23 protein-coding genes and 1 pseudogene are annotated in these 24944 nt (G+C 45.9%); 23 read left to right on the top strand and 1 reads right to left on the bottom strand.

Features of this window, described 5'->3' with window-relative positions:
* From hemY to QNH15_RS05105, 7 genes are all read left to right on the top strand, one after another.
* The gene (gene hemY, locus QNH15_RS05075) at window positions 1-1422 is read left to right on the top strand and encodes a protoporphyrinogen oxidase (RefSeq protein WP_283893045.1); all 1422 of its coding nucleotides are present in this window, start codon (window positions 1-3) and stop codon (window positions 1420-1422) included.
* A 112-nt stretch (window positions 1423-1534) separates the two neighbouring features.
* Window positions 1535-2071 carry a LytS/YhcK type 5TM receptor domain-containing protein gene (locus QNH15_RS05080; protein ID WP_283893046.1) on the top strand — a complete coding sequence of 179 codons (537 nt, stop codon included), beginning with the start codon at window positions 1535-1537 and terminating at the stop codon, window positions 2069-2071.
* A gap of 23 nt (window positions 2072-2094) precedes the next feature.
* Window positions 2095-2787: an ATP-binding protein gene (locus QNH15_RS05085; protein WP_283893047.1), complete on the top strand. Its 693-nt coding sequence runs from the start codon at window positions 2095-2097 to the stop codon at window positions 2785-2787.
* Window positions 2788-2871: 84 nt separating this feature from the next.
* Entirely contained in the window at window positions 2872-3441 is a 570-nt protein-coding gene (locus QNH15_RS05090; RefSeq protein WP_283893049.1) for a TetR/AcrR family transcriptional regulator, read from the top strand.
* A 165-nt stretch (window positions 3442-3606) separates the two neighbouring features.
* Complete coding sequence (locus QNH15_RS05095; protein ID WP_283893051.1) at window positions 3607-6000, top strand: YhgE/Pip domain-containing protein; 2394 nt, start codon at window positions 3607-3609, stop codon at window positions 5998-6000.
* A 140-nt stretch (window positions 6001-6140) separates the two neighbouring features.
* Window positions 6141-7292 carry an ABC transporter ATP-binding protein gene (locus QNH15_RS05100; RefSeq protein WP_283893053.1) on the top strand — a complete coding sequence of 384 codons (1152 nt, stop codon included), beginning with the start codon at window positions 6141-6143 and terminating at the stop codon, window positions 7290-7292.
* Window positions 7282-8838: a glycine betaine ABC transporter substrate-binding protein gene (locus QNH15_RS05105; protein ID WP_283893055.1), complete on the top strand. Its 1557-nt coding sequence runs from the start codon at window positions 7282-7284 to the stop codon at window positions 8836-8838. Before QNH15_RS05100 ends, QNH15_RS05105 begins: the two co-directional genes overlap by 11 nt.
* A gap of 48 nt (window positions 8839-8886) precedes the next feature.
* On the opposite strand, the gene QNH15_RS05110 is transcribed toward QNH15_RS05105, so the two are convergent.
* Window positions 8887-9609 carry an amino acid ABC transporter ATP-binding protein gene (locus tag QNH15_RS05110; protein ID WP_283893057.1) on the bottom strand — a complete coding sequence of 241 codons (723 nt, stop codon included), beginning with the start codon at window positions 9607-9609 and terminating at the stop codon, window positions 8887-8889.
* 234 nt (window positions 9610-9843) lie between these two features.
* Between QNH15_RS05110 and QNH15_RS05115 the strand changes: the two genes are divergently transcribed.
* The 16 genes and pseudogenes from QNH15_RS05115 to QNH15_RS05190 all read left to right on the top strand — a co-directional run bounded on the left by QNH15_RS05115 (window position 9844) and on the right by QNH15_RS05190 (window position 24943).
* Window positions 9844-10830, top strand: coding sequence for a LacI family DNA-binding transcriptional regulator (locus QNH15_RS05115; RefSeq protein ID WP_283893059.1), 987 nt, complete (start codon window positions 9844-9846; stop codon window positions 10828-10830).
* 51 nt (window positions 10831-10881) lie between these two features.
* Complete coding sequence (locus QNH15_RS05120) at window positions 10882-12177, top strand: ABC transporter substrate-binding protein (protein ID WP_283893061.1); 1296 nt, start codon at window positions 10882-10884, stop codon at window positions 12175-12177.
* A gap of 248 nt (window positions 12178-12425) precedes the next feature.
* Entirely contained in the window at window positions 12426-13670 is a 1245-nt protein-coding gene (locus QNH15_RS05125) for a carbohydrate ABC transporter permease (protein ID WP_283895441.1), read from the top strand.
* Between the two features lie 28 nt (window positions 13671-13698).
* Window positions 13699-14526 carry a carbohydrate ABC transporter permease gene (locus tag QNH15_RS05130; protein WP_283893063.1) on the top strand — a complete coding sequence of 276 codons (828 nt, stop codon included), beginning with the start codon at window positions 13699-13701 and terminating at the stop codon, window positions 14524-14526.
* 116 nt (window positions 14527-14642) lie between these two features.
* Window positions 14643-15377 (top strand): MBL fold metallo-hydrolase, encoded by a 735-nt coding sequence (locus QNH15_RS05135; protein WP_283893065.1) that lies wholly within the window; start codon window positions 14643-14645, stop codon window positions 15375-15377.
* Between the two features lie 118 nt (window positions 15378-15495).
* Complete coding sequence (gene lplA / locus QNH15_RS05140; protein WP_283893067.1) at window positions 15496-16485, top strand: lipoate--protein ligase; 990 nt, start codon at window positions 15496-15498, stop codon at window positions 16483-16485.
* Between the two features lie 383 nt (window positions 16486-16868).
* The gene (paaK, locus tag QNH15_RS05145) at window positions 16869-18179 is read left to right on the top strand and encodes a phenylacetate--CoA ligase PaaK (protein WP_430667155.1); all 1311 of its coding nucleotides are present in this window, start codon (window positions 16869-16871) and stop codon (window positions 18177-18179) included.
* 128 nt (window positions 18180-18307) lie between these two features.
* Entirely contained in the window at window positions 18308-19216 is a 909-nt protein-coding gene (gene paaA / locus QNH15_RS05150) for a 1,2-phenylacetyl-CoA epoxidase subunit PaaA (RefSeq protein ID WP_425590391.1), read from the top strand.
* A gap of 15 nt (window positions 19217-19231) precedes the next feature.
* On the top strand, window positions 19232-19579 hold the full coding sequence (paaB, locus tag QNH15_RS05155; RefSeq protein WP_061967291.1) for a 1,2-phenylacetyl-CoA epoxidase subunit PaaB: 348 nt from the start codon (window positions 19232-19234) through the stop codon (window positions 19577-19579).
* 11 nt (window positions 19580-19590) lie between these two features.
* Window positions 19591-20382, top strand: coding sequence for a 1,2-phenylacetyl-CoA epoxidase subunit PaaC (gene paaC, locus QNH15_RS05160; RefSeq protein ID WP_430667156.1), 792 nt, complete (start codon window positions 19591-19593; stop codon window positions 20380-20382).
* Window positions 20383-20397: 15 nt separating this feature from the next.
* On the top strand, window positions 20398-20904 hold the full coding sequence (gene paaD / locus QNH15_RS05165) for a 1,2-phenylacetyl-CoA epoxidase subunit PaaD (protein WP_283893073.1): 507 nt from the start codon (window positions 20398-20400) through the stop codon (window positions 20902-20904).
* A 45-nt stretch (window positions 20905-20949) separates the two neighbouring features.
* Complete coding sequence (locus QNH15_RS05170; protein ID WP_061967296.1) at window positions 20950-21255, top strand: EthD family reductase; 306 nt, start codon at window positions 20950-20952, stop codon at window positions 21253-21255.
* The gene (locus QNH15_RS05175; RefSeq protein ID WP_283893075.1) at window positions 21248-22024 is read left to right on the top strand and encodes an enoyl-CoA hydratase/isomerase family protein; all 777 of its coding nucleotides are present in this window, start codon (window positions 21248-21250) and stop codon (window positions 22022-22024) included. The genes QNH15_RS05170 and QNH15_RS05175 overlap by 8 nt, the downstream gene beginning before the upstream one ends.
* A 13-nt stretch (window positions 22025-22037) precedes the next feature.
* The gene (locus tag QNH15_RS05180) at window positions 22038-22808 is read left to right on the top strand and encodes an enoyl-CoA hydratase-related protein (RefSeq protein ID WP_283893076.1); all 771 of its coding nucleotides are present in this window, start codon (window positions 22038-22040) and stop codon (window positions 22806-22808) included.
* Window positions 22809-22872: 64 nt separating this feature from the next.
* Window positions 22873-23745, top strand: coding sequence for a 3-hydroxyacyl-CoA dehydrogenase (locus QNH15_RS05185; RefSeq protein WP_283893077.1), 873 nt, complete (start codon window positions 22873-22875; stop codon window positions 23743-23745).
* Window positions 23742-24943 (top strand): annotated as a pseudogene (locus QNH15_RS05190) (thiolase family protein). The gene QNH15_RS05185 and the pseudogene QNH15_RS05190 overlap by 4 nt, the downstream one beginning before the upstream one ends.
* Window position 24944: the final 1 nt, after the last annotated feature.

Below are 24944 nucleotides of genomic sequence, written 5' to 3' on the forward strand. Positions count from 1 at the left end.
ATGCCCAAACGGCAGCATGTGGTAATAATTGGCGGCGGAATAACCGGCCTGACGGCAGCCTTCTACCTGCAGCAAGAGAAGGAAAAAGGCCTTCCGGTAACCTATACATTGATTGAAGCTTCAAGCCGGCTTGGCGGAAAGATCAAAACCATTCATCGCGAAGGGTTTGTGATCGAACGGGGGCCGGACTCCTACCTTGGGCGGAAAAAAAGCATGACACGTTTGATTGAGCAGGCAGGACTAGCTGACAAACTGGTCAACAATGAAACCGGACAAGCTTATGTGATGTCCGGGGGGGCTCTTCATCGCATTCCCGAAGGCGCGGTTATGGGTGTTCCTACGAAAGTCGGTCCCTTTATTAAAACCAAATTGTTTTCTCCGGCTGGCAAAGCCAGGGCCGCGCTTGATCTCGTTCTTCCACGGCGTGAAGAAGCAGACACCGACATTTCGGTCGGCCACTTTTTCAGGAGAAGGCTGGGTGACCAAGTGGTGGAGAATTTGATCGAACCTTTGCTTTCGGGCATTTATGCCGGCGACATCGACCGGCTGAGTCTGCAATCGACATTTCCGCAGTTTCAGGATGTTGAAAAAAAATCAAGAAGTCTTATTCTTGGTATGAAACAAAACATTCCGAAGCCGTCCGACCGTCCGGGTGCGTATGGAAAGAAAAAAGGGCAGTTTCTCACGCTGTCTTCCGGGCTTGAATCGCTTGTGGAAAGAATTGAGGAACAACTGGAACCGGAAAGCATTTGGAAAAATAAAAAGGTGTCAGGCGTGGCAAGGGAAGAAGCAGGCAGATACCGGATCGATTTGGAGGATGGAACCAACACACATGCGGATGCTGTGATTTTGGCTTCTCCTTATTCGGTGACTAAACATCTGCTTCCGGAACAATTGAGAGTAGATGGATTCCATGCAACCCCATCTACCTCTGTAGCAACAGTAGCGATGGCTTTTCCTGCTTCAGCATTGAAAACGGATATTAACGGAACAGGGTTTGTTATCTCCAGAAAAGAGCCGACAACGATTACCGCATGCACGTGGACCCATCGGAAATGGCCGCATACTACTCCTGAAGGAATGGTGCTGCTGCGTTGTTATGTGGGTCGGGCCAACAATCAGGATATTGTTTTTGAGTCGGATGAGATGATATTGAAAACCGTATTGAAGGATTTAAATATCATCATGGATATTGCCGCTGAACCGGAATTTTATTATGTGTCCCGCTGGATTCAATCCATGCCCCAATATGAAGTCAACCATAAGCAGCAATGGGAAAGGCTGCAGGCCAACCTTTCTGAGCATTTTCCCGGTGTTTATGCGGCCGGTGCTTCCTATGAAGGGGTGGGGCTTCCCGATTGTGTGGCTTCAGCTGAAAAAGCAGTAATGCATATTGTTAAAAATTTGCGGTCGGCCCATTAGCGCCTGCCGCTTTTTTATTTTTTTCCAGCATTGCCGGTGTCTCTCGCTTTTAAACGGTTATTTCAGTATAATTCTATAGGGGTATAGGGATTTTTGAAGGAGATTTAATAAAATGAGGGACTTTTTACAGCCATTGTTTGTGAATATTGCGATTGTGTTTTCATTGACCTATTTAGCCAACACGCTGATTCCATTTATGATCAGGCGGGAGTTTACCCTTCGCATGAAAGGCATTTATGGCATGATCGCGAGTGCATGTGCTCTGCTTTGCATGGTCTATCCAATCCAGACGCTTCAGGATTCTGTCTTCGATTTACGAAACGTTCCAATTATGGTGGCCACCTTATACGGAGGACTGATCCCGGGAGTTATTTGTACCTTGTTTGTCTGTGCAGCACGCTTGTTTATTGGCGGGAATTTTGCAATGGTTGGTGTAGGGCTGGCATTGATCGCATTCGTTATTGCGGCAGCCTACAAGGGATTTTTTACAGAGAACAAAAAGAAATGGAAAGCAGGCATCGTGATTGCTTCCATTTATACGGTCATTTATATGATGATCATCAATAACCGGTTAAACTTTTTCCTGTTGATTTTTACTGGGTGTATTTTATCTCTTTTCATATTTCTTTTTTCTCTACTATTTTGTTGATTGAAAGACTGACTGCGGTGAACATGAGACTGGAAGAAACCGTTTACCTTGATAAACTGTCGGTCGTGGGGCAAATGGCTGCAGCTATTGCCCATGAAGTGAGAAATCCGATGACCACGGTGCGGGGACTGATTCAGTTTTTAGCGGAAGACACGGAGGATAAGAAACTCAAGGAATTTTCACCGCTTATTTTGGGAGAACTTGACCGTACAAATAAAATTATTACGGATTATCTTACGCTGGTCAGACCTTCCGCTCCGGAGCTGACGGTTCTTTCCATGAATGAAGTGGTTCATGATACGCTGGCGCTCATTACTCCATATGGTGCTTTGCATAGTGCTTCTATTCACTATAAAGAAACAGAGCAGCCTTACCAGATTGTCGGAGATTCCCAGCATATCAAGCAGTGTTTGATTAATATTATAAAAAATGCCATCGAGGCCACAGAGGGGAAAGAAGGAAAGATTGATATCTATAAGCACTCTTCTTCAAAAAACTCCGTTACGCTTGTCATTGAGGATAATGGCAAAGGAATGACGGAAGAAGAGCTTCAAAATATCGGTTTGCCCTTTTACACGACAAAAACAAAAGGTACTGGCCTCGGAACCATGATTATTAACCGGCTGATCAGGGAAATCGGAGGCAGTGTACAATTTGAAAGCAAACCCCTGGAGGGAACGAGAGTCTTGCTTACATTGCCTGTTTCTTCTCCTTAAATGAATCTTGTATAAAGATCGGTTACATGGTAAAGTGAGGAATTGACCAGTTCTAAAAAATGGTCAGTGAAAGGAAATGTGCCCATGGTTGATCGTAGACAAAATATCTTAGAAGCTGCTGCAAAGTCTTTTACATTGTTTGGTTACAAGGCAACCACAATGGACCAGGTAGCGAAAATTGCCAATGTTGGAAAGGGAACGATTTATACTTTTTTTGAGAACAAAGAGGAGCTTTTTAAAGAAATTGTATCAGACCTTGTTCAGCAAATTAAACATGTAGCGGTGGAGGCGATCCGGCAAGAACGCCCATTTCATGAAAACCTTCATGCTGCCCTCTATGGCGTTCTTGACTTTCGCAAGTCTCACAAGCTTGCCATCAAAATTTCGCAGGAAGGCAGAGAGATGAATACTCCTGCTGTAAAAGAGGCAAGCAACATGCTGGAAGCAGCGGTGATGTCATTCATCAGGCAAGAGCTTGAAAAGGCAATCGAAAAAGGTGAAATTAAGAAATGTAATACAGAAATTACTTCCTATGTCATGTTAAAGATGTATGTATCACTTGTATTTGACTGGGAAATGGAGCACAAGCCGTTAAGCAAGGAAGAAATCGCCGACATCTTTGAAAATATCCTCATTACCGGTTTAAGAAAGTAACAGTTGCAAACCGGATAAACTCGTGGTATTTTTAGTAATGACCAATTTTTGATTTTAGTCAGTTTTGCAGCGATCTTTTTAAAAGATCTCTTTTTTTTTAAACGAAAATGACCATATGACTAAAATAGTCATTATGTATTAACTGAAAGAAATGGGTGAGAACACATGGTTTGGAAACAATTTCATTCCGTCCTGCGCAATCCGAAATTACTGATACCAGTGGCGGCTATTTTATTTATTCCTATTCTTTATGCCGGCATCTATCTATGGGCCTTTTGGGATCCTTATTCCCATACCGATCAGCTGCCTGTCGCTGTTGTAAACGAGGACAAAGGTGCTGTAATGGATGGAGAAAAACTCGAGATTGGGGATGACCTCGTCAAGGAATTAAAGGATAATCCCGATTTTAAATGGGAGTTTGTAGGAAGAAAACAAGCGGAAAACGGACTTAAAGAGAATAAGTATTATGCAGTAATTGAGGTTCCGGACAATTTTTCAAAAAAAGCCAAGACAGCAATGGATCCTCATCCGGACAAGCTGCAATTAACATACAAAACCAATTCGGGATATAACTATCTGGCATCCCAAATTGGTCAAAAAGGGGTACAACAGCTAGAAAACAAGCTGTCCAACCAAATCTCCAAAACCTATACCAGCGTTATATTTGATAAGATAGATGAAATGGGAAATGGGTTTAAGAAAGCTTCTGATGGAGCAGGAAAACTGGCACAGGGCTCTTCAAAAGCCTCCACGGGTTCGCACGATTTGGCGAAAGGCACAGAAACCCTGTCCAATAAAACAAAAGATCTTGAAAGCGGACTTGGAGAATTGGAGGGAGGTTCTTCCCAGCTGTCATCAGGGTTGAAGGCTTCCAAGGACGGCACAGAAAAGCTGTATTCAGGAATGAAGCAGCAAACCTCTGATATCGAGAAGCTGAATAACGGAGCGGAGCAGCTTACCCAGGGTACAAATCGTCTTGCTGCAGGCTTGGGTGAGTTAAACGAAAAAGGAAGTCAAATCACATCCGGCCAGGAGCAATCCGCCCAGGGGGCAGACGAGCTGAAATCTGGTGCTCAAGCGGCTTATGCGGGTTCCGCAACGCTTGATGAAAAAGGAGAAGATCTGCTGGCTGGCGCAGAACGTTTAAAGAAAGGTGCTGGTGAACTTTCAGCAGGTGCATCTTCACTTAAAGACGGTGCCGACCAAACGGCTGCAGGAGCAGCGATAGTAAGCGATGGTCTTTCATCCTTAAAAGCCGATTTAGAAAAGAATCCGGATATGCCAAAAGCAGAAATCCTGGCAAGGGTTGCGGCTCTTGAAGCAGGCAGTAAACAGGTGAGTCAGGGAACCCAAAAAGTTGCGGACGGTGCGCTTCCTCTTAAAGAAGGAGCAAATGAGCTGTCAGCAGGCGCGAATCAGCTTCAACAAGGACAGTCATTGTTTCAGCAAGGTGTCCGGGCTATTCATACCGGCCAGAAAAAATTAGTGGATGGCATTGATCAGCTCGCAGCAGGCCAGCAAAAACTGCTGAACGGCACAAAAACCTTTATGTCCAAAATTGGTGAAGCAAAAAATGGAGCCGATCAAATAGCAGCCGGTTCTGCACAAGTAAGTGAAGGGACAGGCAGTCTGGCGAAAGGATGGCCTGCACTGGTTGAGAATGTGGGTAGACTGAACGAAGGGCAATCCAAATTGGCACAAGGAAGCATCGATTTAACCCAAGGTCTTCAAAGTGCCAAAGACGGTTCAGGGAAACTAAGTGCAGGAGCCCAGGAGTTGAATAAAGGCGCTAGAGACCTGGCATCCGGAGTGGATTCCATCCATTCGGGCAATAAGGAGCTTGCCGGCGAACTTCACAAGGCAGCGGATAAAGCCGGAAAAGCGAAAGCTACTGACGATGAGATCAAAATGATATCCAATCCGGTAAAAACCCTTAACGCAAGTACTGTAAAGGATATGACCTATGGTACAGGTCTGGCTCCTTACTTCTTGTCCCTTGGTCTTTTTGTAGGGGCACTCATGCTAACCATTGTCTTTCCGCTGGTTGAACCTGCGGTTAAGCCTAAAAACGCCTTCAGCTGGTTCTTAAGCAAATACGCTTTTATGGCGGTAACAGGAATTATACAGGCATTCATTGCGGACTTCATCCTGCTCAAAGGACTGGATTTGGACGTACAGAGCACAGGAAGGTTTATTGTCTTCAGTATCATCATCAGTTTAACGTTCATGGCGATCATACAGTTTCTGGTATCTACTATGGGGAATCCGGGAAGATTTATCGTCATCCTGATGCTGATTTTCCAATTGACGTCGAGCGGAGGTACGTTCCCGACTGAAATGATTCCTTCTTCTTTACAGACGGTTCATTCCTTTATGCCGATGTCTTATTCGATCGCAGGATTAAGGACAGTCATCACTACCGGAGATTACAGCCTGATGTGGCAAAATGCCATTATATTGGGCTACTTTATGGTGCCAATGCTTGCAGCTACTCTTCTGTTCTTCGCATTTAAAATGAAACAGTTCAAAAATGACGAGAACGCTGCGAATACTATTTAATATCAAAGCGGTCCTTTTGCAAGTGAAGGGGCTGCTTTTTTTATTGTCTGGCGGTTTGCTTGCTAACTTGGTTTCTTGCTTGACGATTTAGGGAAACATACATAGGACAAAAGAGATATAAACGAAAGAAGGGGTGGCTTATGATTACGTTTAAAAATGTGGAAAAAACATATCCCGATGGGTTTCAAGCTTTAAAAAACATAGAGTTCCATATTGAAAAGGGTGAACTCGTTGCTCTGATCGGGCCCAGTGGCTGCGGAAAAACCACGACAATGAAAATGATCAACCGTCTGATTGAACCAACGGGCGGAAGCATCATGATCAACGGAGAAGATATTTCAGAAAAGGACCCGGTTCAGCTTCGCAGGAACATAGGCTATGTTATCCAGCAAATCGGTTTGCTGCCGCATATGACCATTGGTGAAAATATATCGCTCGTACCCAGGCTGAAGGGATGGAAAAAAGAAGAGTATGAGGGAAAGGTGGATGAGCTTTTGAACCTGGTGGGGCTCGATCCCGAGACGTTCCGAGACAGATTCCCCGCAGAGCTGAGCGGCGGGCAGCAACAAAGGATCGGGGTCATCAGGGCGCTTGCGGCCGAACCACCTGTCATTTTAATGGACGAACCCTTCAGTGCACTTGATCCCATCAGCAGGGAGCAGCTTCAGGATGAATTGATCAAGCTGCAGGATGCCATTCAAAAGACCATTGTGTTTGTAACCCATGATATGGATGAGGCACTAAAGATCGCTGACAGGATTGCCATCATGAGAGAAGGAAGAATCATTCAGTTTGATACTCCTGAAAAAATTCTGCGCCATCCTGCCGATGATTTTGTGAAAGGATTTATTGGCGAGCAAAGACTCGAGGAAGCCTCCAATGGGCAGCCAACAGCCGCGGACCTGATGATTGAGAAAGTAGTAACTGCCAAACCAACGAGGGGACTGGCTGAAGCATTAAAAATGATGAAACGATACAGAGTCGACAGTCTGATGGTCACGAATGCCGCCAACCATTTACTCGGAATTGCGACGGTTGATGCGGTCGAGCGACACTACAACGAAGAACATAAAACGCTGGCAGACATTATGGAAGCGGACTTTGATTCGGTTTCTGTAGAAACAACGTACACGGATGTGGCAGAGATCTTTGCCACAAAAAAATCACCATTTATACCTGTGCTGGACGGAGAAATGCTGGCTGGCCTGATCACTCATTCTACGATGATGCGCGGCCTTGCGGGCTTGAAGATCACCGGAAGACAGGAAGGAGCAATGGCCGATGAACAATAAAAATTTCTTTTCAGCACTTGCAGATACGTTCCAGACGCGTTGGCCGGATATTTGGGAAGGTCTTCAGCAGCATTTGTTTTTGTCACTGGTTTCCATTATCATCGCGGCCGTTATCGCCATTCCGCTTGGCATCTTTATTTCACGCAGAGCAAGAGTAGCAGAACCTGTGATCGGAGTCACAGCTATTTTTCAGACCATTCCGAGTCTCGCGCTGTTCGGTTTCTTATTGCCTTTGTTCGGAATCGGAAGCACAACCGCAATTATCGCCTTGACGGTTTATGCCCTGCTTCCCATTTTAAGAAATACATACGCCGGTATTACAGGGGTCGATCAGTCCGCCGTGGAAGCCGGACGGGGGATGGGAATGACCAAAAACCAGATCTTGAGAATGATCGAACTTCCGCTGGCCATGCCGATTATTATGGCGGGCCTTCGTACAGCGACGGTATTGACTATAGGTGTGGCTACACTTGCTGCCTTTATCGGAGCAGGCGGGCTTGGGGACCTGATATACAGGGGTCTTTCCACCACAAGGAACGAATTAGTTCTTGCTGGAGCGATTCCCGCAGCGCTTCTTGCTCTTGTCATCGACTATTTGCTGAAACGAATTGAGATTGCCTCCAATCCGGTAGGGCGCAAAAAGTTTTCGTGGAAGAAGGCAGGGTTCATCCTCATCCCGGTAGCCGCGTTGCTTTTGTTCTTTGCCCTCAGAAGTGGAACGTCTGACGATGCGATCAAAATTTCAGGGAAAAAATGGACAGAACAATATATCCTCCCGTATATCATTGCAGAATACGTGGAAGACAAAACCGACTATAAAGTGGATGTTGGAGAAGGACTCGGGGAGACGCCGATTTTGACACAGGCAATTAAAAAGGGAGATATCGACATGTACGTCGAATACACAGGTACAGCTCTTTTGACTATTTTAAAAGAGGAATATTCTCCAGATATGTCTGCGGACGAAACCTATGACCGTGTAAAAGAAGACTACAAAAAGAAATATAAGCTGGACTGGCTGGAGCCGCTTGGTTTCCAGAATACCTATGCCATTGCTGTAAGACCGCAAAAGTACAAGGAACTCGGGGTAAAGACTACATCTGAGCTTGCAGATAAATCTTCTGAGGTCACATTTGGAGCCCCTACGGAATTTTATGAGCGGGAGGATGGATACCCTGGTTTTCAAAAAGCCTACAAATTTAACTTTAAAGATAAAAAAAGCCTGGATCCAAACTTGATGTATGCGGCGGTTAAGAACGGAAAAGTGGATACGATCGCTGCATTTACAACGGACGGAAGGATTCCACGCTATAACCTGGAGCTTTTAAAGGATGACAAAAAGTTCTTTCCTCCTTATTATGCAGCGCCAATTGTCCGTGAAGAAACGCTGAAGAAGTATCCGAAACTCAAAAGCACTGTCAATGAGCTTGCAGGAAAAATAAGTGAAGAAGACATGGCCGAGATGAATGCCAAGGTGGATATCGATAAAGAAGAGCCCAGAGATGTCGCAAGGGATTTTCTTAAAAAGAAAAAGTTAATTAAGTAATTGGACAAAAAACAGCCCGGCATAAATGCCGGGCTGTTTTGGGTTGTCTTACAATACCTTGCTCAAGAAAGATTTCGTGCGTTCGTGCTGAGGGTTGCCGAATAGCTCCGAAGGAACATTTTCTTCGACAATGTAGCCGCCATCCATAAAAATAACGCGGTCACCAACTTCGCGGGCAAAGCCCATTTCGTGTGTGACAACGACCATGGTCATCCCTTCTTTTGCGAGCTGTTTCATGACTTCAAGCACTTCACCAACCATCTCGGGATCCAGAGCGGATGTGGGCTCATCAAAAAGCATGATTTTCGGATCCATTGCAAGTGCGCGTGCGATTGCGACACGCTGCTTTTGGCCGCCTGAAAGCTGACCGGGAAAGCTGGATGCTTTATCCTTCAATCCAACCTTGGCCAGAAGCTCAAGTGCTTTTTCCTTCGCTTGGGCAGGAGCCATTCCCCGTACTTTAATCGGTCCGAGAGTTACATTTTCTACTACCGATTTATGCGGAAAAAGGTTAAACTGCTGAAACACCATGCCGACATCCTGTCTGACAAGATTGATATTTACTTTTGGATCAACCAGGTTGTAGCCATTGACGATGACTTCTCCGCCGGTGATATCTTCGAGCTTATTCAAACAACGAAGGAACGTGCTTTTTCCCGATCCTGATGGACCGATGACACAGACCACTTCCCGTTCCTTGATTTCGGAATTAATATCTTTTAGCACTTCGAGATCGCCAAACGATTTTTTTAAATTGCGTACTTTTATCATAAAGAGTGCGTTCCCCCTTTTTTTCTCTCTTCTTGTTCTCTCTATAGCCTTTGTCAGATGATAGTTTGATTATACCTGTTAGATAGCAAGAATGCGATGAATTAATAACAGCAGCAAAAACATTATAATAATTTTCTGAAAAGTCGTTGACCTAATAGGTGATATCACCTATACTCTATATATGAAAACGGTTTCATGATTTCGATTTCATAGTTAAATTGAAGGAGAAACGCAATGGCAACTATCCAAGATGTAGCAAAGCTGGCCGGACTGTCGAGAACGACTGTCTCCAGAGTAATCAATCGTCATCCGTATGTGACGGATGAAAAAAAACGATTGGTTATGAACGCGATGGAAGAGTTAAATTATGTTCCAAATTCTTCTGCCCGGAGGCTCAGAAAGCAGCAGACAGAAACCATTGCTGTATATGTTCCCAGAATTACAAATCCGTTCTTCAGCCAAATGGTAGAAGTGATGGGAAACTATGCTTCAGACAGAGGCTATCAGCTTATTCTCTGCCAAACAAGCTACAGCCGCAATCAGGAGATCAATTATCTGGAATTGTTAAAAACAAAGCAGGTAGACGGTTTGATCCTCACATCGATTGAAAATGAATGGAGCAGTATTGAGCCTTATATGAACTACGGTCCCATCATGTTATGCAACGAGTACAACGACCAGGCACAGGTACCAACTGTTTATCTCGACCAAATTGAGGGGGGATACATCGGGACCCGTCATCTTATTGAGCAGGGCCATACCCAGATCGCCTATTGTTCAGGAGACAACCACGCGTCACGGGTTGCATCCGACCGGTACACGGGATATAAAAAGGCCCTGGAAGAGGCAGGCATTCTTACGAGCGAGGATTGGTTTCTCACAAATGCTTATAGTATTGACGATGGGAAGCGGGTCTTCAACGATATCGCGAAAATGAATGACCGGCCGACAGCGGTTTTTACTGGAAGTGATGAAGTGGCGGCAGGAATCTGGAAGGAAGCTCTTAATCACAAATGGGATGTACCAAACGATTTGGCCATCATCGGCTTTGATGATCAGCCAGTTGCAGATTTGATTGGTTTAACTACGATCAGGCAGCCGATTAAGAACATGGCACAGCAGGCAATGGAGCAAATGATTGATATCATTCAACATAAACTGCCAAGTGAAAAAAAGGAAATTAAGCTGGATTTTGAGCTCATTAAACGGCGGTCTACCTGATCTGTAAAGAAGCAGCAGCCCGCAAAACATATTAAAAGGGGGATTACCTACATGAACATCAAAAAAATCTCAAAAGTCATTACTACCTCGCTTGCTCTTTCACTCGTTTTATCCGCATGCAGTGACAATAAGGCAAGCACGGACGAGAAGAAGGATTCTGCAAACAAAGGCAAAAAGGTTGAGTTGATTTATGCACGTGGTAAAGATGATACGAATGCCACTCAAAAGATGGTAGCTGCATTTGAGAAAAAATATCCAAACATCGATGTGAAATTCCGTGAAATGCCCGCCGATACAGGGAAACAGCATAACGCTTATGTAACCGCTTTTAATGCGAAATCCGATGAGATTGATGTTTTTGATATGGATGTGGTTTGGCCGGCAGAGTTCGCTCAGGCAGGTTATGTTATGCCGCTGGATCGTTTTATACAGAAGGATGGAATCAAACTTGATGAATATAACGAAGGAGCATTGAGCGCTTCAAAATTTAAAGGAAAACAGTGGGCCCTGCCAAAGTTTATTGATGCCGGGATGCTGTTCTACCGTACAGACCTCGTAAAAGATCCGCCTAAAACATGGGATGACCTTTTGAAACAGGCAAAAGCGGACAAAGGAAAAGGCGGTACCAAATTTGGATACCTGATGCAGGCCAAGCAATATGAAGGGCTTGTCTGTAATGCGGTTGAGTTCATCGCTTCCTATGGAGGAGAGATCATCAATGAGAAAGGTGAAGTTGTGGTAGATTCTCCAGAAGCCGTAAAGGGATTGAAGAAACTCGTAGAAGTGGCCACTTCTGATGTAGTGCCAAAGAATATCACCACATTTGCAGAACCGGAGGGCCATACGGCATTCATTAACGGGCAATCCGCCTTTATCCGAAACTGGCCGTATCAATTTGCCCTGGCAAATGACAAATCTCAATCCAAAATTGTCGGTAAAGTCGGCGTAGCTCCGCTTCCTGCCGGCGATAAGGGACCGGCTGCTGCACTTGGCGGCTGGCAGGCAGGAATCAATAAAAACACCGATGTACCAAAAGAAGCATGGCTGTTCCTTAAGTTTATGGCCGGAGAAGAAGGACAGAAAATGGATGCGATAAACGGCGGCCACGCGCCAACGATCAACAAGCTCTTTGATGATCCGGATGTCCAAAAAGCCAACCCATACTTTAAAGAGGAAGGCTTCGTAAATGCGCTCAAATCAGCGGTTTCCCGCCCTGTAGCTCCAAACTATACGGAAATCTCGGATATTATCCAAATCCAGGTGTCCAAAGCGATCGCGAAAGAAATCACGCCGGAACAAGCAGCTAAAAACATGCAAAAAGAGATTTCTTCCAAAATGGAAAAGTAAAGATTTACTGTTAAATGCATAAGCCTTCATATTTTATGGAGGCTTATGCATAACAAATATTGGTATCGATTCCAGAATGGGATGGATGGACTGCTGCTTCGCCAGCCCATCGATTGCATCCGTAACACAAGGGAGTGGCAAATGTGGAAGTGAAATTAAATCCAAGCCCAAGTCCTAAAAAGGATCCTGGACGGGCAAAAACATCTTCAAGTAAAAAAAGAAAAGCATCTGAAAAAAGGCTGGCTTACATGCTTGTAGCCCCTTCTCTGCTCTTGATCCTCTTGATCGCCATCTGGCCAGTTCTGCAATCCTTTTATTACAGTCTGTTTGACTTAAGATTGAACAATCCAACAAAATCGGAAGTTACATTAAGCTATCATCTGGACCTGGAAAAATATCTGAACAGCTATCCATTTCTTATCAATGTCCTGGAAGACGAAGCGGGCAAAGCAAAAGGCTCATCTGCAGAAACGTTAAATGGATTGATCTCGGAATTAAAAGAGGTGGATGCTGGAATTCAGGAAGATTCAGCGGTTAAAAAACAATATCAGCAGGTCGATGACAAGCTGACGAATATGGAACCGGTAAGTGAAGAATTAAGTTCAGTAAAAGTCGACAAAAGTGATGCACTGAAACTCGATAAAACCCTTCATAAGGTAACGTCCGAAGTCAAAGGATTAAAAGGCCTTAAAAATGAAGAGGATGCCCTTGGGCTTTCTTCCTCCCTTAATGAAGCCGTGATTAAACCCAACTTTATCGGATTTGATCATTACAAAAACAATCTGACGGATAAGCGGATGTGGATGGCCATCTGGAATACAAGCGCCTTTACGATTGTTTCCGTTTTCCTTGAGCTTGTCATTGGGCTTGCGATTGCCGTACTGATCAATAAAGCCTTTTTTGGACGGGGGCTGGTGAGGGCTACCATTTTGATTCCCTGGGCGATTCCAACAGCGGTTTCCGCAAAAATGTGGCAGTTCCTGTACGACGGACAAAATGGAGTGGTTGCCCACATTTTTGAGAAGGTAGGACTTGTTGGCAACGCCACTGATCTTTTGACCACCAACCTTGGTGCCATGTTTTCCATTATTTTTACCGACGTCTGGAAAACGACACCGTATATGGCGCTCCTACTGCTCGCGGGGCTGCAGACGATTTCATCTTCACTCTACGAGGCGGCCTCCATTGATGGAGCCTCGAAATGGAAGCAGTTTACAACGATCACTCTTCCATTATTGAAATCAAGTATTCTGGTCGCTTTATTGTTCAGAACCCTTGATGCCTTCCGTGTGTTTGACCTTGTGTTCGTACTTACAGGCGGAGGTCCTGCCAACTCCACAGAGACGATCTCCATCCTGGCCTACAAACGGATGTTTGAACAGACCAATTTTGGGGACGGGTCCGCTCTGTCGGTCATTGTATTTGTATGTGTGGCCGTCATTTCCATGATCTTTATTAAGTTTCTTGGCCGTGACCTGCTGACCGACAGATAAGAAACGTGTATAAAAGGAGTGAGAACTTGTGAATAAAAAAGCAGGGCCGTTGTTTTATATCTTTCTTGCCATCTTTGTTTTCCTTGTTATGTTTCCGTTTTTATGGATGCTTGTCAGTTCCATCAAACCGATAAATGAACTGTTCGGTGACAAGGCATTCACACCGTTTACCAGTCACCCGACATTTGAAAATTATATTTCTGTTTTTACCAATTACCCGTTTCTGAAATATTTATGGAACAGTTTTGTAGTGTCGGGCATCACGACGCTATATACAGTTCTGATCGCATCGTTTACTGCCTATGCGATTGCACGTCTTCAATTTAAAGGAAAGACAGTCATTTTGGGATTGGTATTATCGGTCTCCATGTTTCCGCAGATTGCAACCATTTCACCCATCTATATTTTATTGAAAAATATTGGTCTGACCAACAGTTATCTTGGACTGATCATCCCGTATACCACCATCACGCTGCCACTTTCGATCTGGATTCTGGTTACGTTTTTCAGAAAGATTCCATTTGATCTTGAAGAGGCTGCCAAGATGGATGGAGCCACTTTGATGCAAACCTACTGGAAGGTTATCCTTCCGCTGGCCGTACCTGGTATCTTCACTACGGCCATCCTGGTCTTTATTGCGGCCTGGAATGAATTTTTGTTTGCTTTGACGATAAATACTGATCAAGCATTTAAAACTGTGCCGGTAGGAATCGCCATGTTTGAAGGGCAATTTACCGTACCGTGGGGCGATATCACCGCGGCCACTGTTATTGTTACAATCCCGCTCGTCATCATGGTACTGCTTTTCCAGCGCAGAATCGTGTCAGGGCTTACCTCGGGTGCTGTAAAAGAGTAAGAGTAAAGACCGGCCATTCCACAAGCCGGTCTTTTTTTGCTGTTAACAGAAGTTTTGTTTAAATCCAATTTAAGGGTACACTGTTAATACCTAAAGACGAAACAGGGAGTGGGAAGATGAAACTAACCGTTATTGGCTATTGGGGCGGCTATCCGGGAAAGGGGGAAGCCACCTCGGGTTATCTGCTGCAGCACAATGGGTTCAATCTATTAATCGATTGCGGAAGCGGAGTTCTCTCCGGGCTGCAATCCTATATTCAGCCAGAAGAATTGGATGCAGTTATCCTTTCTCATTATCATCATGATCATGTGGCTGATATTGGTGTTCTCCAATACGCCAGACTTGTCCAATCCTTTCTGCAGTCAGGTGTTGAGACGCTGCCGATCTATGGTCATAATGAGGACCAGCAAGGCTTTGCAAATCTGACTTATCGTGAGGCAACGAAAGGAGTGGCCTATTTTCCAGAAGAAAGCCTGACTGTCGGGCCGTTTTCCATCGCCTTTCAAAAAACGAAGCATCCGGCTGTTTGTTATGGCATGAGGATTACAGCGGGAGATCAAACCATCGTTTATACAGCGGATTCTGCTTATCTTCTAGAGTTTATTCCGTTCAGTACCGGAGCGGACCTGCTCATTTCGGAGTGCAACTTTTACAGTGATCAGGATGGCAGCGGCCCCGGTCATATGAATTCACATGATGCTGGGAATCTGGCGGAAGCGTCAGGTGTGCCGTTTCTTCTTCTGACTCACCTGCCTCATTTCGGTGACCGGAAACAGCTGGTATCTCAGGCGGGAGAAAAATATGCAGGACGAATTGAAGCCGCATATGCAGGCTGGACATGGGGAAATTGAAAAGCATCCATAAATTGCTACCTTTACGAAAGTCAGACAGCTTGCTATTCTTTTAAAAGAGTTGTATAACGAAAAAGGAGAATTTTTTTCTAACTGAGCAGTGAAGGAGAATAGGTCTATGCTGTTTATCGATAATCGCAATATTACAGATCCAAGGGTGAATTTGGCTATTGAGGAATATGCATTAAAGCATCTCGATATTAATCAAACCTACCTTTTATTTTATATTAATGAACCCTCCATTATCATAGGGAAAAACCAGAATACAGTAGAAGAAATCAATGCCGATTATGTGAGAGAGCATAACATTCATGTGGTCCGCCGGCTGTCCGGAGGGGGCGCCGTCTATCATGATACCGGCAATCTGAATTTCAGCTTTATTACCAAGGATGACGGAAACTCCTTTCATGATTTTAAAAAATTTACAGATCCTGTCGTAAAAGCTCTGAACAAATTGGGTGTGCATGCGGAACTGACCGGAAGAAACGATATTCAAGTAGACGAAAAGAAAATTTCCGGAAATGCCATGTTTACTACGAAAGGGCGGATGTTCAGCCATGGAACGCTGATGTTTGACTCAGAAATCGAAAATGTAGTTTCTGCCCTTAATGTAAAAATGGATAAAATCCAGTCCAAAGGCATTAAGTCCATCCGCAGCCGTGTAACCAATATCCGTGATCATCTTGATCAGGACATGACAATGGACGAATTCAAGCAAACGCTTCTCGCCTACTTATTTGAAGAGTTTGAAGAAGTGCCTCGTTATGAACTGACGGAAGTGGACTGGGAGAAAATCTATAAAATCTCAGAACAGCGGTACGATAACTGGGATTGGAACTACGGTAAGTCTCCCAAATCAAACGTCGAACTCTCCAACCGGTTTGCCGGGGGATCAGTAGAAGTGAAGCTGCAGATCGAAAGAGGCATCATGAGGGAATGCAAAATTTATGGAGACTTTTTCGGAGTCGGCGATGTGCATGATATTGAGGAGCGACTGATCGACAAACGCTATGACCGGGAAGAAATCGAGAAAGCGATAAAAGACATAAACATGCGCCATTACTTCGGCAACGTTACAAAAGAAGAATTTTTGGATTTACTTTATTAATATCCATTAGGAAACACAGCAGGACTGTGCAGGAATTTGAGCACAGCAGGGATGTGCAAGTTTTAGAGCACAGCAGGGATGTGCAAGTTTTAGAGCACAGCCAGGCTGTGTTCTTTTTTGATTGTTTTTTGAGATTGTTGCTTTGGGAACAGTTTTTTAGTCTCCACCGGTAAAAGCGAGCACCTGAAACGGAAATCAACCACTTTCAAGAGTTATAAAAGCTTATAACATATTTGACAGAATAATTGTAAAACGGTAAGCTTTAGAAAAACATATTACATATAAAACGCAATCGAAAATAAAACGTCATATTATTTCACTCGTAAATGTAAGGGCTTACAAATCCGTTCAAGAGGTGAATAGCTGTGATCTTTAATGTGGAAATGGAATGCATGGATCAGGAGGAAAAGCAGAACCTTCAACTTTCAAGGCTGAAAGAAACCGTGGAGAAGGTGTATGAAAAGGTACCGTTTTACAGAAAAGCATTTGCGGAAAAAGGAATTTCGCCTGAAGATCTTTGTTCTTTGGAAGATATAAAAAAGCTGCCGTTTATTGTGAAAAAAGACCTCAGGGACAACTATCCGTTTGACCTGTTCGCGGAGGAAACGAAGAATCTTGTCCGCGTGCACGCTTCTTCAGGCACCAGTGGCAAACCGACGGTTGTTGGCTATACAGCCAAAGATATTGAGAACTGGAGTGAAATGGTGGCCAGGAGCATTGCCATTGGAGGGGGAGAACCCGGGCAGTTTTTGCATAATGCTTACGGGTATGGCCTGTTTACCGGGGGACTCGGCCTTCATTACGGATCCGAGCGGCTCGGCATGGTGACTGTTCCTGTCTCAGGAGGGAACACGGAGCGTCAGATTCTGCTCATTGAAGATTTCAAGCCGGAGGTTATCTGCGGAACGCCGTCTTACGTTCTGACCATTGCCGAAAAGATGGAGAAAATGGGCAAAGATCCTCGTTCAACTTCATTAAAATACGGTATTTTCGGAGCGGAGCCATGGTCTGAGGAGATGAGGGCAGCGCTTGAAGAGAAGCTTGATATTAAGGCGAATGACATTTATGGGCTGAGTGAAGTGATGGGTCCTGGCGTAGCGATGGAATGCCATGAGGCTCAGAATGGTCTGCATATTATGGATGATCATTTTTATGTTGAAGTAATTGATCCGGAAACACTGGAGCCTCTTCCTGAAGGAGAGCCGGGGGAGCTGGTGTTTACCAGTTTAACAAAGGAAGCCTTTCCTGTGATTCGTTACCGGACGGGGGATATTGCCTCACTTCATAAGGAAAAATGCGCGTGCGGCAGGACTTCGGTCCGTATGTCCAGAGTAAAGGGGCGCATTGATGACATGCTGATCGTACGCGGAGTGAATGTGTTTCCTTCGGAGATCGAGAACTGCCTTCTTAAGGTGAATGAGCTTGTTCCTCATTATCAGCTTCATGTTCATGCCGATGGATTCAAGGAAAAGGTGGAGCTGCATGTTGAAATGACAGAGTCGTGCTTTGCATTAATCGGGCAAAATATAAACCATGCCCAAATGGATAGCTTGAAGCATCAAATCAAACAAGCGGTCAAAAGCAGCTGCCTTGTGAACCTGGACATTCATGTACTTTCGCCTGGATCCATTCCGCGTTCGGAAGGAAAGGCGGTCCGGGTTGTCAGGCATAAAGCGGCTCAACTGAAAGTGTAGGTGGTTGTTATTTATATGACGTTATTTTATAATAACGGTAAATATACGTAATATAATTAGGAGGGGCTATTGTGCAGGCAGGTCTCAGGTTTGAGCAGTTGACCAATGATGAGAAGCATCAGCATTTTATGCAAAGAATCAACCGCGGTGAAAAGATAGAAGCAGATGACTGGATGCCGGATGATTACCGAATCAGCTTAATCCGGCTGATTTCCATGCATGGCATTTCGGAAATTATGGGAGCGCTTCCGGAAAAGGAGTGGGTTCCAAAAGCGCCGTCCCTTCACCGCAAATTGGCCATCATGGCGAAGGTGCAGGATGAGATGGGTCACGGACAGCTCCTGTTGCGGGTAGCAGAGGATCTCATGGCACCGCTTGGCAAATCAAGAGAAGACATTATGCAGGATCTTTTTTCCGGAAAGTTAAAGTTTCATAACGTGTTTCACATGGAAGCGCCAACCTGGGGAGATGCCGGAATGATTGCCTGGCTGGTGGATGGTGCGGCCATTATTTCACAAAGTATGATGCTTGATTCCTCCTATGGCCCGTACGCAAGGGCGTTAAAGCGAATTTGTGCCGAAGAAGTTTTTCATGCGCAGCACGGCGAGAGCATCATTCTCGCTTTGGCGGAAGGAACACCGGAACAACGCGAGCTTCTGCAGGATTCTCTTAACCGCTGGTGGACATCGCTGATCATGTTCTTTGGTCCGAAATCTGCCAAAGAAACCGGCAATTCCAATGCAGACAGAAATATCATGTACAAAATCCGAACCAAGACCAATGAAGAACTGAGACAGGAATTCTTTACAAAATATATCCCGAGGATTTGGGCGCTCGGCCTTACGATTCCGGATGAGACCATCCACTTTGATGAAGAAGCACAGATGTGGATTTACAAGGATGTGGACTGGAGGGAGTTTAAGCAAATTGTTTCTGGAAACGGCCCTCGTTCACAGGACCGCCTGGATCTAAGAAGAAGATCCTATGATAACAATGGCTGGGTTCGTGAGGCGCTTGCCGCCCAAAAGGCAATCTGAGGAGAGTGTAAATGGATGAGCGAGCAAGAAAATCAATTTTATAACGTGTATGAAGTGTTTAGCAAAAAGACCGATAAAGCTCCGTTTCAGCATCAGTTCAGCCTGTTGGCACCGAATGCTGATATGGCCCTTGTAATGGCGAAGGAGAATTTCTTTCGAAGAGAAACGGTCGCAGACATCTGGGTGGTCAAACGGGAAAATATCCGCGGCCTGACACAGGGTGAGCGGGAAATGCTGAAGCGGATGGATAAAAACTACCGGGAAACAAAAGGCTACGGCTATTTAAAGAAAAAGTGGCGCGACTACAACCAGGAACAGTTTACGGAGAAGCACATCATGGGCGGAAGGGAAGAGAGCCGGTGAACACCAAGACAATGAACGAACAGGAGCAATCAGCGCTTATAGAACTGATCTACCAGCTTGGGGATGATGATTTCATTCTGGCCTACAGAGGTTCTGAGTGGCTCGGGCTGGCACCGCACATCGAAGAAGATGTGGCCTTCTCATCCATCAGCCAGGATATGATGGGGCATGCCGCAATGTATTATCACCTTTTGGAGGAATTGGGGGAAGGCGAAGCCGATGGCTTGGCGCACCTCAGAAAACCGGAAGCCTTCCGAAATGCCATTCTGCTTGAAAAAGTAAATGGCAGTGGCACCTATCTCAAGAAGCCGGATTATGACTGGGCGTTTACGGTCGTAAGAAACTACTTTTATGCGGTATACAAACAGATTCGTCTGGAATCTCTAAGACTATCATCCTATGAGCCGCTGGCGGATGCGGCAAGAAAGATCATAACCGAGCAATATTATCATTTAATGCACTGGGAGCTGTGGTTCAAGCAGCTTGTGACAAGTACCGAAGAGGCCAAAAAGCGCATGCTCTCGGCAGTAGGGAAGGCGTGGAAAGATTTCGGCGGGGTGCTTACGCTCGGCCCATCCTACATTGAAATGGTAAAAGGCGGATTCATAGAGGATGAAAATCTGCTGAAAAAACGCTGGCTGAACCGAATTGAAAAGATGTTTGTGGAAACAGGGGTTCCACCACAGGGTGAGCCGCTGATCGAAAGCGGAAATGGAAGAAAGGGAGAGCATACGCAAGATCTCGCAGACGCGCTTACCACTCTTTCAGAAGTTTATGCGACCAATCCGGCGTCTGGCTGGTAAGAAAGGAGAGAGAACATGGAGGCAGTGTTGCAGTCTATGAATCTCAAAGAAAAAGTCCTCTTGGCATTAAAGGAAGTCAAGGATCCGGAAATCTCATCGGTTAGCATCCTTGATCTGGGTATGGTGGAGGATGTGCAGGCCACAGACGGCTCAGTTGTAATCAAGGCGCTTCCAACGTTTGTCGGATGCCCGGCGCTTCATATCATTGAACGGGACATAAAAAAAGCAGCGAGTGAAGTAGATGGTGTTAATGAGGTAAAGGTAGACTTCGTGTTCTCACCCTCCTGGACAACAGACCGTATTACGGAGGAAGGGAAAATCAGGCTCAAGGAATTTGGCATTGCTCCGCCTCCGGCCAATCACGTGATGGGAGAACCGTGGAGCATTGATTGTCCGTATTGTGGGTCATCCTATGTCACGATGGAAAACATCTTCGGCCCTACCGCCTGCCGCAGCATTCTGTATTGCAAGTCTTGCAAAAATCCGTTTGAAGCCATGAAGCCTGTCGCAGACATGAATTAAAAGAAAGATAGAATATTAAATCCATAACATGAGAGGAAGATTTAAATGGTCAAATTAATCGCCCTTTACAAAACTCCGAAAAACAAGGAAAGTTTTGATGAGCACTATTACGGTACGCATACGGAAGTAACGAAGAAAATTCCGGGTCTTCGCAAGATGGAGGTAACTAAAATTACAGGCTCGCCAATGGGAGACAGCAAGTACTATTTGCTCTGCGAGATGTACTATGACGACCATGAATCTCTGCAGGCAGGCATGAAGTCTGCCGAAGGAAAAGCCTCCGGAAAAGATTTAATGTCCTTTGCGGGAGATCTGGTCACACTGATGATCGGTGAGGAAGTGGATGGCTGATTTTCAAAGCATAAAAACAAAAGTGGAAGACGGAATTGCGCTCATCGAGTTAAATCGGCCGGATGTGCTGAATGCGATCAGCAGAGGCATGGTCACAGAGATCCGCTCTGCCTTTGAAACGTTTGACAAAGACGATGCGGTAAAGGCAATCGTTCTCACGGGAAATGAGAAAGCATTTGCTGCCGGGGCGGATATCGATGAGATGATGGAGGATGACGCGGTCACGCTTGAACTGCTTAATCAGTTTAAGGACTGGGATCAGCTGCACACCATTAAAAAGCCAGTAATCGGGGCGGTCAGCGGCTATTGTTTTGGTGGGGGATTTGAGCTCGCTTTGTGCTGTGACATCCTGTTTGCCTCAGAAAAGGCTCAGTTTGGCTTCCCGGAAATTAAGCTTGGTGTCATGCCGGGTGCAGGAGGCACGGTCAAACTGACAAAACTGATGGGACCGAAAAATGCTCTCGAATGGCTGTGGCTTGGTGAACCAATGACAGCGAAGGAAGCGCAAAAACACGGAATCATTAACAGAATAGTTGCTCCAGAACTTGTGGTGGAAGAGGCTATGAAATTTGCCCGAACCATTGCAGATAAAGCACCGCTGTCTCTTCGGCTGATTAAGGAATCCGTCCGGTATGCGGCTGATCATTCCGTGCAAGACGGCATGCAGCTTGAAAGAAAGAACTTCTATTTGTTGTTTTCTTCGGAAGATCAAAAAGAAGGAATGAAAGCTTTTACTGAAAAACGGCATCCCCATTTCAAGGGAAAATAAGGAGGAGCGGTCCATGTTTGAAACCATTAACTATGAATCCAGAGCCGGGGTGGCCTGGATCACGCTGAACCGGCCGGACAAACTTAATGCCTTTACGGCAGTGATGCATAAGGAAATGCTGGCTGCTTTAAAGAATGCGGGGAGAGACAAGGACATTCGGGCCATTGTCATTACAGGAGCAGGCAGGGCTTTTTGTTCCGGCCAGGATCTTGGCTCAAGCGATAGCCCGGATTATGGCGAAGTGCTTCGCAAAGGGTATAACCCAATGATTCAGGAGCTGGTTTCGATCGAGAAGCCTGTCATTGCAGCGGTCAATGGTGTGGCGGCAGGAGCGGGGATGAGTCTTGCACTTGCTTGCGATTTCAGAATCGCTTCAGAAAAAGCAAGCTTTATTGAAGCTTTCATCCACGTGGGTCTCGTACCGGATTCGGGCAACCTATATTTCCTTCCCCGGCTTGTCGGCCATGCAAAGGCGATGGAGCTTGCAGTGCTGGGTGAAAAGATTTCTGCAGACCAGGCGAAGGAATTGGGGCTGGTAACCAAAGTGGCAGAAGAAGAAGCCTTTATTCAGGAAGTGGAAACCTTTGCTGTCAGACTTGCCAGCATGCCGACTAAAGCCATTGGACTGATCAAGCGGTATATGAATAAAAGCTGGGAAAGTGATCTGAGCGAGGTTCTGGAATATGAAGCTCTTGCCCAGAAAACGGCAGGCGGCACCGAGGATCATAAAGAAGGCGTTTCGGCATTTATGGAAAAACGAAAGCCCGCTTTTACGGGAAGATAATAGACAAAAAAAGCGGGCTGAACGGCTCGCTTTTACGATATCCTAGGAAGTGGAGGAGATGGTGTTGATGGAATCCATCGTTGTTGTGGGATCAGGTGTAATGGGTAGAGGCATTGCGTATGCTGCGGCGGCAGGAGGTTTTCATGTGCAGCTGGTGGATGTGCAGGAAGAAGCGCTGCAAAATGCCCGTGGTGAAATAGGAGCGATTTTTTCAAAAGGTGTTCAAAGAGGGAAGCTGACCGAGGAGCAGGCAGACGGAGCGAGACAGAGGCTTTTTTACTCTAGCTCTCTTTCAGATGCTGTCAGCAGAGCTGATTTGGTCATTGAAGCAGTACCTGAAAATCTTGACATAAAAAAAGCGGTGTTTACCGAGCTTGATTCTTCTGCGCCGCTGCATTGTTATCTGGCCACCAATACATCGACGATGAGCCCGACAGAAATCGGGTCGTTTACCTCCCGTCCGGATAAGGTGATTGCCATGCATTTCTTTAATCCGGTACATAAAATGCCTCTGGTTGAAATTGTCCGTGGTCACGAAACAAGTGACGAGACGGCACAGGCTGCCAAAGAAGCAGCTGAGCGGATGGGGAAAGAAACAGTGGTGGTCAATGAATTTCCGGGCTTTGTAACAAGCAGGATATCGGCGATGGTCGGAAACGAAGCCTTCTATATGCTTCAGGAAGGTGTAGGTACACCGGAAGAAATCGATAAAGCGATCAAGCTCGGCCTGAATTATCCGATGGGACCATTTGAGCTGGGCGATCTGGTCGGGCTGGACACACGCCTGAATAATTTAAATTATCTTCATCAAACGCTGGGAGAAAAATACCGTCCGTGTCAACTGCTTGTTAAGTATGTGAAAGCAGGACGGCTTGGCCGGAAGACAGGGCGCGGTGTATATGATTATACAGCGGAGAAGGGCGGCGTGACGAAATGAGAGAGGTCGTAATTGTAGATGCCGTCAGAACGCCAATCGGCAGGTATAAAGGCAGCCTTAAATCCGTCAGGCCGGATGATCTGGCAGGCATCGCGATCAAGGCGTTGCTCGAGCGAAATCCGGATGTGCCAGTCTCACAGATTGAGGAAGTTGTCCTTGGAAACGCCAATGGTGCCGGTGAGGACAACCGGAATGTGGCCCGCATGGCTGCTCTTCTTGCCGGCCTTCCAGTCGAGGTTGGCGGAACGACGATCAACCGTCTGTGCGGTTCTGGGCTGGATGCGGTCATTTATGGCGCCAGGGCGATCATGGCCAATGAGGGAGACATTTTTATTGTTGGCGGAACGGAGAGCATGACAAGAGCTCCTCTTGTGATGGCAAAACCCGATGCGGAGTTCCCGCGCGGAGACATGAAAATGTTTGACACGACGATCGGATGGCGGTTCATCAATCCGCTGCTCAATGAACAGTATGGCACCGACTCCATGCCGCAGACGGCGGAGAATGTGGCGCAGCGATACGGCATTACCCGGGAGGCGCAGAACCAGTTTGCTGCAGAAAGCCAGCGCAGGGCCCAAAAACGGTAGAAGAAGACCGGTTTAAGGATGAAATTATCCCGGTCAGGCTTGAAGATAAAAAAGGTAATGAAAGCATTTTTGACAAAGACGAGCACCCTAGGCCTGGTACGACCATTGAAAAACTGTCCAAGTTAAAGCCTTTGTTCCCGGGCGGCACCATTACAGCAGGAAACGCGTCAGGAGTAAATGACGGTGCAGCAGCGCTGCTCATGATGAGTGCGGAAAAAGCGAAGGCGCTTGGTCTTACGCCGCTGGTTCGCTATAAAGCGTCAGCGGTTGCGGGACTCGAACCGTCAGTGATGGGGCTCGGTCCGATTGAAGCGTGCAGGAAAGCCGTGCAGCGGGCAGGCCTCACCATGGACGATGTGGAGCTGGTGGAATTGAACGAAGCCTTTGCATCGCAGTCGCTCGAATGCATCAATCAACTTGAGCTTGATCCCGAGAAGGTGAATGTAAATGGTGGTGCCATCGCATTCGGCCATCCGCTTGGTGCGAGCGGGGCCAGAATCTTGACCACCCTCATACACGAAATGAAAAAACGAAACGCCAAATACGGGCTGGCAACAATGTGCATCGGTGTGGGCCAGGGAATTGCCGCAGTTGTTGAAAACATAGAATAAA

This window comes from Fictibacillus enclensis (assembly GCF_030123385.1).
Classification (GTDB): domain Bacteria; phylum Bacillota; class Bacilli; order Bacillales; family Fictibacillaceae; genus Fictibacillus_C; species Fictibacillus_C enclensis.